The sequence below is a fragment of the uncultured Microbacterium sp. genome (assembly GCF_913776565.1).
Classification (GTDB): domain Bacteria; phylum Actinomycetota; class Actinomycetes; order Actinomycetales; family Microbacteriaceae; genus Microbacterium.
The window spans coordinates 1-10,348 of sequence record NZ_CAJYPF010000015.1 but is presented as its reverse complement, the minus strand read 5'-3'; the positions used below and the strand labels follow the sequence as shown (position 1 = coordinate 10,348).

Sequence of the window (10,348 nt, the reverse complement as noted above, 5' to 3'; positions counted from 1 at the left end):
CGGCGCCGAAGCCGATCTGCAGCGCCAACCCGCCGCTGAGCTCGGGGTGCTCCTCGAGCAGGCGGTGGGTGGCGAGCGGAATGGATGCCGCGGAGGTGTTGCCCGTGGTCTCGATGTCGCGACCGATGACCACCGTCTCGGGCAGGCCGAGCTGCTTGGCGAACTCGTCGATGATGCGCATGTTCGCCTGGTGCGGAACGAAGGCGGCGAGGTCGGCGGGCTCGATGCCCGCGGCCTCGATCGCCTGGCGCGCGACCTTGACCATCTCCCACACGGCCCAGCGGAAGACCGTCGGGCCCTCCTGGCGGAGGGTGGGCCACGGTGCCGTACCGTCGCGGAACTCGTTCAGGGTGGCGTTCATGCCCACCGCGTCGGCCTTGGAGCCGTCGGAGCCCCAGATGGTCGGTCCGATGCCGGGGGTGTCGCTCGGGCCCACGACCACCGCGCCCGCGCCGTCACCGAGCAGGAACGAGATGCTGCGGTCGGTGGGGTCGACGATGTCGCTGAGCTTCTCGGCGCCCACCACGACGACGTGCTTCGCCAGGCCCGCCCGCACGAGGGCGTCGGCCTGTCCCACGCCGTAGGCGAAGCCGGCGCACGCGGCGTTGACGTCGTACGCCGCGGCGGGGTTGGCGCCGATGCGGTCGGCGACGATCGCGGACGCCGAGGGCGTCTGCTTCGGGTTGCTGATGGTCGCGACGATCACGGCGTCGATGTCGTCGGGGGAGACCCCGGACTTCTCGACGGCCTCGCGCGCGGCTTCGGAGGCCAGGTCGATGGCATCCGTCTCTTTGTCGGCGCGCACGCGCGTGACGATGCCGGTGCGCTGGCGGATCCACTCGTCGCTGGAGTCGATCGGCCCGACGAGGTCGTCGTTGGGGACGACCTTCTCGCCGCGAGCGGCGCCGTAGGCGTAGATGCGGGTGTGCGCCGCGCCCTGGGGCTGACGGAGGGTGGGGGTGCTCATGCCTGGTCTTCTTTCAGGAGTGAGACGGCCGCGTCGAGGTCGTCGGGGGTCTTGACCGCCACGGTCGGGGTGCCGCGCAGGGCGCGCTTCGCGAGCCCCGTGAGCGCGCCCGCGGGCGACAGTTCGATGATGCCGGTCACGCCGTGCTCGGCGAACGAGGCCATGCAGCGGTCCCAGCGGACGGGAGAGGCGACCTGCGCGACGACAAGGTCGAGGGCGCGACGCCCGTCGGTCACGGTCGAACCGTCCGAGTTCGTCCAGAGCGTGGTCTCGGGGTCGGACACCTCGACCTCGGCCGCGGCGGAGCGCAGCGTCTCGACGGCGGGCTCCATGAAACGGGTGTGGAAGGCGCCCGCGACCTGCAGCGGGATGACCCGAGCGGCGCGAGGGGCCTCGCCCGCCAGTTCCGACAGGGCGGGCAGCTCGCCGGCGGCGACGATCTGTCCGCCACCGTTGTAGTTGGCGGGGGTGAGCCCGAGTTCCGCGAGGCGATCGAGCACGGCCTGCTCGTCCCCGCCGACGACGGCGCTCATGCCCGTCTCGACGGCCGCGGCGGCCTCGGCCATCGCCCGCCCGCGCAGTCCGACCAGGCGCAGCGCGTCGTCGTCGCGGAGGACACCGGATGCCGCCAGCGCCGCGATCTCGCCGACCGAGTGCCCCGCGACACCGGCGACGGCCGCGTCGGAACCCTTCTGCAGGGCCGACCACGACAGCAGGCTCGCCGCCACGATGAGAGGCTGGGCGACCGCGGTGTCGCGGATGCGATCGGCATCCCACTCCGTCCCGGCCGCGACGAGGTCGACGCCGGCCTGCTCCGAGAACGCCTCGAGACGCTCGCGCGCCCCGTCGAGTTCGAGCCAGGGCGAGAGGAAACCGGGGGTCTGCGAACCCTGTCCGGGGAAGACGGCGATGATCACCGTTCCATCCTGCCAAGGATCGAGCGCCCGCTTCTGGAGATATCGACACAGATATGCGGCGTGTCTTTGTGCGCGCCGTGCATCAGCCCGGCTCCACCCCCGTCGCGAGTCCAGAACACGCCGGGCAGCGTGAGCCGCTGGCGGCGTGTTCTGGACACTCGATCAAGGGGGGCCCCGGGGGGCGGGGGCGGGGTCAGCGGGGAGAGACGGGACGCCTACCGGCGAGGCCGCGGCGGCGTGTCGCGTCGGTGCCGATCGAGCCCAGGATGAGCGCCGTCTGCAGGATGAGCGCCTCGCGGGGGCCGGTGGCATCCCATCCGATCACCTCAGACACGCGCTTCAGGCGGTACCGCACCGTGTTCGGGTGCACGTACAGCTCGCGTGCCGTCGCCTCGAGGGACCGGCCGTTGTCGAGGTAGCTCCAGAGCGTCGTGACGAGGTCGGCGCTGTGCGCCTGCAGGGGGCGGTAGACGCGGTCGACGAGGGTCTGCTTGGCGACCGCGTCTCCCGCGAGAGCCCGCTCGGGCAGCAGGTCGTCGGCCTCGACGGGACGCGGGGCGTGGCGCCACGCCCGGGCGACGGCGAAGCCGGCGAGGGCGGCGCGGGCGCTCTGGCCCGCGTCGACGAGGGCGGGCACGGCGGGTCCGAGCACCAGGTGCCCGGAGCCGAAGCTCGGCTCGAGACGTTTGGCGATCTCGGTGAACGCCAGCTCGGTCACGTCGTCGCCCGCGCGCGCCGGCAGGTCGGCGCGTCCCAGCACCAGGACGAGGCGCGAGCCCTGCACCCCGATCAGCACATCGACGCCGAGCTTGCGGGCGGTGCGGCGCACCTGGTCGACGTCCAACTGCGGGGGAGTCGTACCCACGAGCACCGACACCTCGCCGTGGCCGTGCCAGCCGAGGGCGGCGATGCGGCTGGGCAGTTCGTCATCGGCCTCGCCGGTGAGGATCGAGTCGACCACGAGCGCCTCGAGACGGGCGTCCCACAACCCGCGCGCCTCGGCGGCGCGCGCGTAGACGTCGGCGGCGGCGAACGCCACCTCGCGCGAGTACGACAGCATCGCCTCGCGGACGCGCTCACTGCGGCCGGCGACGCGCTCCTCCATCACCTCGACGGTGACGCGGACGAGCTGCAGGGTCTGGGTGAGGCTCACGCTGCGCAACAGTTCGCGGGGGGCGGCGGCGAAGATGTCGGCGGCGATCGCGGGGGTCGACGCGGGCTCCTCGAACCACTTCAGGAACGACGTGATGCCGGCCTGCGCCACGAGCCCGACCGCGGAGCGCCGAGCGGGCGGCATCTCGGCGTACCAGGGCAGCGTCTCTTCGAGCCGTTGGATGGTCGCGGTGGCGAGATCGCCCGAGATGCGGCGCAGCCAGACGAGCGTCTCGGCCTTCTCCTGCGCCACCTCGGCCGCGACAGCCGCGGACCGGTCGGGCCCGGCCCCGCCCGTGGGGGCGGAACCGGGCCCGTCGGTGGAGGACCTCACGTGGATCAGGCCTCGCCGCCCGCGTTGCCGCTGGTGCCGGCATTGACGTCGTGCAGGCGGTACTTCTCGATGGCCTGGCCGACGACGGCGCGGTCGACCTTGCCCTCTTCGGCGAGTGCCTGCAGGGCGCGCACCGCGAGCGAGGGGCCGTCGATCTTGAAGAAGCGACGGGCCGCAGCGCGGGTGTCCGAGAAGCCGAAGCCGTCGGCTCCGAGCGTCCAGTAGTTCTGCGGGACCCACTGGCGGATCTGGTCCTGCACCGCGTGCATCCAGTCGCTGACGGCCACGACGGGACCCTCGGCCTCTTTCAGCTTGTCGGTGAGGTACGCCACGCGCGGCTCCTCGTCGGGGTGCAGGAAGTTGTGCTCGTCGGCGGCGAGGCCGTCGCGGCGCAGCTCCGACCACGAGGTGACCGACCAGACGTCCGCCTTCACGTTCCAGTCGTCCTTCAGCAGACGCTGAGCTTCGAGCGCCCACGGCACACCGACGCCCGAGGCGAGCAGCTGCGTGCGGGGGCCGTCGCCCTCGCCGGTGGAGATGTGGTGGATGCCGCGGACGATGCCGTCCACGTCGACGCCCTCGGGCTCGGCGGGCTGGACGTAGGGCTCGTTGTACACGGTCATGTAGTACATGACGTTCGGGTCGGAGTGCTCGCCGCCGTACATCCGCTCGATGCCCGAGCGGACGATGTGCGCGATCTCGTACCCGTAAGCCGGGTCGTACGACACGGTCGCGGGGTTCGTCGACGCCAACAGCTGCGAGTGCCCGTCCGCGTGCTGCAGACCCTCACCCGTCAGTGTGGTGCGACCGGCCGTGGCGCCGATGATGAAGCCGCGCGCCATCTGGTCGCCGGCGGCCCACTGGGCGTCGCCCGTGCGCTGGAAGCCGAACATCGAGTAGAAGACGTAGACCGGGATGAGCGGCTCGCCGTGCGTCGCGTACGCCGTACCGGCCGCGGTGAACGCCGCCAGGGCGCCCGCCTCGTTGATGCCGACGTGGATGATCTGCCCCTCGGGGCTCTCTTTGTACGCCAGCAGCAGCTCGCGGTCCACCGAGGTGTAGTGCTGCCCCTTGGGGTTGTAGATCTTCGCCGTCGGGAAGTACGCGTCCATACCGAACGTGCGCGCCTCGTCGGGGATGATCGGCACGATGCGGTGACCGAAGCCCTTGACCCGCAGCAGGTCCTTGAGCAGGCGGACGAACGCCATCGTGGTGGCGACGTCCTGCGTGCCGGAGCCCTTCTTGGGCAGCGCGTACGCGGCATCCCCGGGCAGTTCCAGACCAACGTGCGTCGTGCGCCGCTCGGGAAGGAATCCGCCGAGCTCGCGACGACGCTCGAGCATGTACTTGATCGTCTCGTCCTGCTCACCGGGGTTGTAGTACGGCGGCTGGTACGGGTTCTCTTCGAGCTGCGCGTCGGTGACGGGGATGTCCATCGCGTCGCGGAACGACTTGAGGTCGTCGAGCGTCAGCTTCTTCATCTGGTGCGTGGCGTTGCGGCCCTCGAAGTGGGGGCCGAGGCCGTAGCCCTTAATGGTCTTGGCCAGGATCACGGTGGGCTGGCCCTTGTGCTCCTTGGCGGCCTTGAACGCCGCGAACACCTTGCGGTAGTCGTGGCCACCGCGCTTGAGACCCCAGACCTGCTCGTCGGTGTAGTCCTTGACGAGCTCGAGGGCGCGGGGGTCGCGTCCGAAGAAGTTCTCGCGGACGTACGCGCCGTTCTCGGCCTTGTACGTCTGGTAGTCGCCGTCGGGCGTGGTGTTCATCAGGTTCAGCAGCGCACCCTCGGTGTCGCGGGCGAGCAGGTCGTCCCACTCGCGACCCCAGACGACCTTGATGACGTTCCAGCCGGCACCGCGGAAGAAGCTCTCGAGCTCCTGGATGATCTTGCCGTTACCGCGGACGGGTCCGTCGAGGCGCTGCAGGTTGCAATTGATGATGAACGTCAGGTTGTCGAGACCCTCGTTGGCGGCGACCTGGAGCTGGCCGCGGCTCTCGACCTCGTCCATCTCGCCATCGCCGAGGTAGGCCCACACGTGGGAGTCGGAGACGTCTTTGATCCCGCGGTTCGACAGGTACTTGTTCGACATCGCCTGGTAGATGGCGTTGATCGGCCCCAGACCCATCGACACCGTCGGGAACTGCCAGAACTCCGGCATGAGACGGGGGTGCGGGTAGGAGGGGATGCCGTGGGGCGCTGCCGACTTCTCTTGACGGAAGCCGTCGAGCTGGGCCTCGGTCAGTCGTCCCTCGAGGAACGCGCGGGCGTAGGCGCCGGGCGAGGCGTGACCCTGGATGAAGATCTGGTCGCCGCCGGACGGGTCGTCCAGGCCGCGGAAGAAGTGGTTGAAGCCCACCTCGTAGAGGGCCGCCGACGAGGCGTACGTCGAGATGTGGCCGCCGACGCCGATGCCCGGGCGCTGCGCGCGGTGCACGGTGACCGCAGCGTTCCAGCGGATCCACTTGCGGTAGCGGCGCTCGAGCTCCTCGTCACCGGGGAAGTCGGGCTCGTTCTTCTGCGAGATGGTGTTGATGTAGTCGGTGGTCGGAACCATCGGCACGTTGAGGTGCAGTTCCTTCGAGCCCTTGAGCAGGCTCAGCATGATCTCGCGAGCGCGAGCCGGACCCTTGGCCTGGACGAGCTGGCGGAGGGATTCCTGCCACTCCCCGGTCTCTTCCGGGTCGCTGTCCTGCGGCCCCTGCGAATACGGATCCTGGTCGTGAACAGTCACGGAAGACCTTTCGTCGTCTGGCAGGTCATGCCAGAGAATCGCCATACGAGTGCGGCAACCCTTGTTCGCTCCGCACAATCAACCAACGTCCAGCCTAGCGAGTCGCGCCGACATCGGATGCGCGCGGACGACGCCACGGCGATCTCGTCGTCCCGTCTGCTCGATGTCGAGATGTCGTGCGCCGCCGATGAACTCCTGATGAGGGATGCCACGGCCTCGCCGTCGCCGAAGAAGAGGCGTCCCGCGCGGTCTAGCCTGAGCCCGTGAGCACCCAGGATCCCGCGGGGTTCCGCACCCGCCCCGAGCACCGGTGGCCGGTGCTGATCGCCCTCGCCGTCGGCGCGGGACTCTACGCCTTCCTGCCGAGCGAGGCGTCCGGCATCCTGAGGTACATCGTCGTCGGGGTCGGCGCGCTGTGCTTGATCCCGATGGTGGTGACCAACCCGTCGCGACTGACCAGGCCCTCGCGCCTCGGACGCGGCTTCGCGATCGCGTTCACCGCCCTGCTGCTGATCGCCAACCAGGTCGCTCTGGTGCTGCTGCTGCAGCAGCTGCTGCGCGGCGAGGGAAGTGGAGCGGCGACGCTGCTCGGAGCGGCCCAGGTGTGGGCGATCAACGTCATCGGCTATGCGGTCGTGTACTGGGAGATGGACCGCGGAGGGCCGATCGCCCGCCGCCGCGACGCGCGCGAGGAACTGCCGGCCGCGGACTTCCAGTTCCCGCAGGACTCGGACCGCGACGCCGTGAGCGAGGTCGCGCGCCGTTCCTCGGACGTCGAGGACTGGGCGCCCGGGTACGTGGACTACCTGTACTTCTCGGCATCCAACGCGATGGCCTTCAGCCCGACCGATGTGATGCCGCTCACCAGCCGCGCGAAGCTCTTCATGATGGTGCAGGCCATCTCGGGTTTCGTGCTGCTGGCGCTGGTGATCGCGCGCAGCGTCAACATCCTGAACTGAGGTGGGCCCTGCCGGGATCGAACCGACGACATCCACGGTGTAAACGTGGCGCTCTACCAGCTGAGCTAAAGGCCCGGGATGCCATGAGTCTACCGCCGCGCGTCCGTCGGACCGCGCCACGGGGCGGCGCACGGGCGTGCCGCGGATGTCGGAGGCCCGGGGTAGCGTTGAGCACGTGAATGCCGATCCCGCCGACCAGCGCAAACTGCTCGATCTCGCCGACCTCGACGCCCGCATCCGCCGCGACGAGCGCGTCGCGGCGAACCCGCCGCAGGCCGAGCGTGTGCGCGAGCTCATCGCGCAGCGGGCGACGCTCACGCAAGAGCTGTCGGCGCGCGCCAACACGCGCGACGACATCACCGCCGAGCTGAAGCGCCTCGAGTCCGACGTCGCGGTCGTCGACGCACGCATCGCGCGCGACACCGAGCGCCTCGCGGCCTCGACCAACCCCAAGCAGGCGCAGGGCTTCGAGAGCGAGCTGGCGTCGCTGACGCGCCGCAAGGGCGACCTCGAGGACATCGAGATCGCGCTCATGGAACGCCTCGAGGCCGCGGACGCCGCGGTCGCCGAGCAGCAGGCGCTGATCGCCGACACCAACGCACAGGGGGCGCAGCTGAGTGCTGACGCCAAGTCGACCGTCGCCGAGGCCACCACCCGCCTCGAGGGCGCGCGCCGTGACCGCGACGCGGTGGCCGCGTCCGTGCCCGCCGACCTGCTCGGTCTCTACGAGCGCTTGGCCTCGCGCGGCAACGGCGCGGGTCTGCTGCGCGCCGGCGCATGCGAGGCCTGCCGCATGGTGCTGCCGCCCAGCGACCTGGCCACCGTGCGCCGCGCTCAGACCGACGAGGTCGTGTTCTGCCCCGAGTGCGGCGCCATCCTGGTCCGCACCGAAGAATCGCGATGACCCCCACCGGCGTCCGTGCCGTCTGACACGGTCGTCGTCGGGCGCACGAGCGGCGACCGGTTCGCCCTCGTCGACACGGATGCCACGGGCGCGCCGACGACCTCCGTCGAGGTCCCGATCGACCGGCTCCCGCAGACCGTCGCCGCACGCGAGGCGCAGCGCGACACACGCTGGGTGTGGGCCGACACCGCGAGTCTGGCGCCACGACTGCTGGACGCCGGAGTGCGTATCGCCCGGGCCTGGGACCTGCGGCTGGTGCACGGCATCCTGCGCGACGCCGTCTCGGTGAGCGACGATCACGGCCTGCGCGCCCACGTCGAGTGGGATGCCACCTCATCCGCCCCCACGACCGGCGACACGCTCTTCGACCTGGGTGAGGCGGCATCCGGGATCCCGGACACCCTCGACGCCGCCGCCGCCGAGTACGGCCGTCAGCTCGCCGTCATCCGCGACAGCGCCTCGGCGGGCGCGCTGCGGTTGCTGTGCGCGGCCGAGTCCGCGGGGGCGCTCATCGCCGCCGAACTGCATGCTGCCGGTGTTCCGTACAGCCGCGCTGCGCACGAAGCGCTGCTCGAGCGCGAGCTCGGAGCGCGACGCGCGGGCGGTCCACCCGAGCGCATCGAGCGTGCCGCCGAGGCCGTCCGCACCGCTCTCGGCGATGCGTCCGTGTCGCTCGACTCGCAGCCGAAGCTCTTGCGCGCGCTGCACCGCGCGGGACTGCTCGTGCAGTCGACCTCGCGGTGGGAGCTCGCCGAGCACGACCACCCCGCCGTCGCGCCCCTGATCGCCTACAAGAAACTCATGCGGTTGTACACGGCGAACGGCTGGGCATGGCTGGACGAGTGGGTGCGCGAGGATCGGTTCCGCCCCGTCTACGTGCCCGCCGGAGTGGTCACCGGGCGTTGGGCATCGTCCGGGGGAGGGGCGCTGCAGATCCCCCGATCGCTGCGCGCCGCCGTGCGCGCGGATCCCGGCTGGACGCTCGTGACGGCCGACGTCGCGCAGCTCGAACCACGCGTCCTCGCGGCGATGGCGCGCGACACCGCCCTCGCCGAGGCCGCGGCCGGTCGCGATCTTTACGCGGGCATCGTCGAGAGGGGCGCGGTGGCGAGCCGCGCCGAGGCCAAGCTCGCGATGCTGGGCGCGATGTACGGTGCCACGACCGGCGAGAGCGGCCGGCTCCTTCCGCGTCTGCGCCGCACCTTCCCCCGGGCGATGGGCCTCGTCGACCAGGCCGCGCGGGCGGGAGAGGACGGCGGCGTCGTGCACACGTGGCTCGGTCGCACCTCGCCCGCGGCCGGGGAGATGTGGCGTCTGGTGCAATCGCAGGCGAGCGGGTCGGCGGCATCCGGGATCGATGAGACGCGCGCACGACGGGCCGCGCGCGACCGCGGACGCTTCACCCGCAACTTCGTCGTGCAGGGCACTGCCGCGGAGTGGGCACTGGCGTGGCTGGCCGACCTGCGCACCCGTCTGGCCGAGTTCTCGGTCCCGGATGCCGTCCCCCCGGCCGCGGCGTCGGGTCCGGTGTTCGCGCGCCGGCCGCACCTCGCGTTCTTCCTCCACGACGAGATCGTCGTGCACACCCCCGTCGAGCTGGCGGATGCGGTCGCCGACGCGGTCCGCGAGGCCGCCGCCACGGCGGGGCGACTGCTGTTCGGAACGTTCCCCATCGACTTCCCCCTGGACCTGCGCATCGGCGACACCGCCGAGAAGGGGTGAGCCGTCGGGGCCGATCCCGCCGCGCCGGTAGACTCGACCTCGCGAATGGGTCGGCTGGACGGTCGCGTCGCGGGTTCGCCCGCGCCGAGGAACGTCCGGGCTCCACAGGGCAGGACGGTGGGTAACGCCCACCCGGAGCAATCCGCGAGACAGTGCCACAGAGAGCAGACCGCCCGCGCCTCACGGCGCAGGTAAGGGTGAAAGGGTGGTGTAAGAGACCACCGGGGTCGTGGTGACACGACCCGCGAGGTAAACCTCGTCCGGAGCAAGGCCAGACAGGGGATGACGACGCGGCTCGCCGAGTCCCCGGGTAGGCCGCTGGAGCGGCACGGCAACGTGTCGCCGAGAGAGATGACCGTCCACGGGGCTCACGCCCCCGGACAGAACCCGGCGTACAGGCCGGCCCATTCGCCCCTCGTGGAGTAGATCGCGGTGTCCTCGCGACTCACGCGCGCCGTCTGGGCGGGCGGCATCCGCCGCGCCAGTCAACGTGTGGCCGTTTATCGGACAAGCCGCTGGCGCGGGCGCGCCCGCTCGGCCTCCTCCGATCACGAGCCCACGGGGTCGACCGCGCCGACGTCTCACTCACCTGCCGCCCCGTCCTATCCGATCCTTATGCGGTCGCCGCTGATGCCGCACCGCTCGGTGTCCCCGGGGGCCT

At 71.2% G+C, this 10,348-nt stretch carries 7 protein-coding genes, 1 tRNA gene and 1 other RNA gene; 4 read left to right on the top strand and 5 right to left on the bottom strand.

Annotated elements, in window-relative coordinates; all coding sequences use genetic code 11:
- The 4 genes from QZ433_RS01005 to aceE all read right to left on the bottom strand — a co-directional run.
- Positions 1–967, bottom strand: a 967-nt coding sequence (locus tag QZ433_RS01005) for a beta-ketoacyl-ACP synthase III (protein WP_295779590.1), incomplete at its 3' end; no start/stop codon positions are given.
- Positions 964–1,884, bottom strand: coding sequence for an ACP S-malonyltransferase (locus QZ433_RS01000; protein ID WP_295779589.1), 921 nt, complete (start codon positions 1,882–1,884; stop codon positions 964–966). The genes QZ433_RS01000 and QZ433_RS01005, both read right to left, overlap by 4 nt.
- A gap of 193 nt (positions 1,885–2,077) precedes the next feature.
- Positions 2,078–3,289: a CdaR family transcriptional regulator gene (locus tag QZ433_RS00995; protein ID WP_295779591.1), complete on the bottom strand. Its 1,212-nt coding sequence runs from the start codon at positions 3,287–3,289 to the stop codon at positions 2,078–2,080.
- An 86-nt stretch (positions 3,290–3,375) separates the two neighbouring features.
- Positions 3,376–6,102, bottom strand: a complete 2,727-nt coding sequence (gene aceE, locus QZ433_RS00990; protein WP_295779588.1) for a pyruvate dehydrogenase (acetyl-transferring), homodimeric type — start codon at positions 6,100–6,102, stop codon at positions 3,376–3,378.
- Between the two features lie 263 nt (positions 6,103–6,365).
- Between aceE and QZ433_RS00985 the strand changes: the two genes are divergently transcribed.
- Positions 6,366–7,061, top strand: coding sequence for a DUF1345 domain-containing protein (locus QZ433_RS00985; protein WP_295779587.1), 696 nt, complete (start codon positions 6,366–6,368; stop codon positions 7,059–7,061).
- 2 nt (positions 7,062–7,063) lie between these two features.
- On the opposite strand, the gene QZ433_RS00980 is transcribed toward QZ433_RS00985, so the two are convergent.
- Positions 7,064–7,136: transfer RNA gene (locus QZ433_RS00980), tRNA-Val, on the bottom strand.
- A 100-nt stretch (positions 7,137–7,236) separates the two neighbouring features.
- Here QZ433_RS00980 and QZ433_RS00975 point away from each other — a divergent pair.
- From QZ433_RS00975 to rnpB, 3 genes are all read left to right on the top strand, one after another.
- Entirely contained in the window at positions 7,237–7,965 is a 729-nt protein-coding gene (locus QZ433_RS00975; RefSeq protein ID WP_295779586.1) for a C4-type zinc ribbon domain-containing protein, read from the top strand.
- Between the two features lie 15 nt (positions 7,966–7,980).
- Positions 7,981–9,687 carry a bifunctional 3'-5' exonuclease/DNA polymerase gene (locus tag QZ433_RS00970; protein WP_295779585.1) on the top strand — a complete coding sequence of 569 codons (1,707 nt, stop codon included), beginning with the start codon at positions 7,981–7,983 and terminating at the stop codon, positions 9,685–9,687.
- Positions 9,688–9,733: 46 nt separating this feature from the next.
- Positions 9,734–10,098: RNase P RNA component class A (rnpB, locus tag QZ433_RS00965), an RNA gene on the top strand.
- The last annotated feature ends 250 nt before the right edge of the window (positions 10,099–10,348 follow it).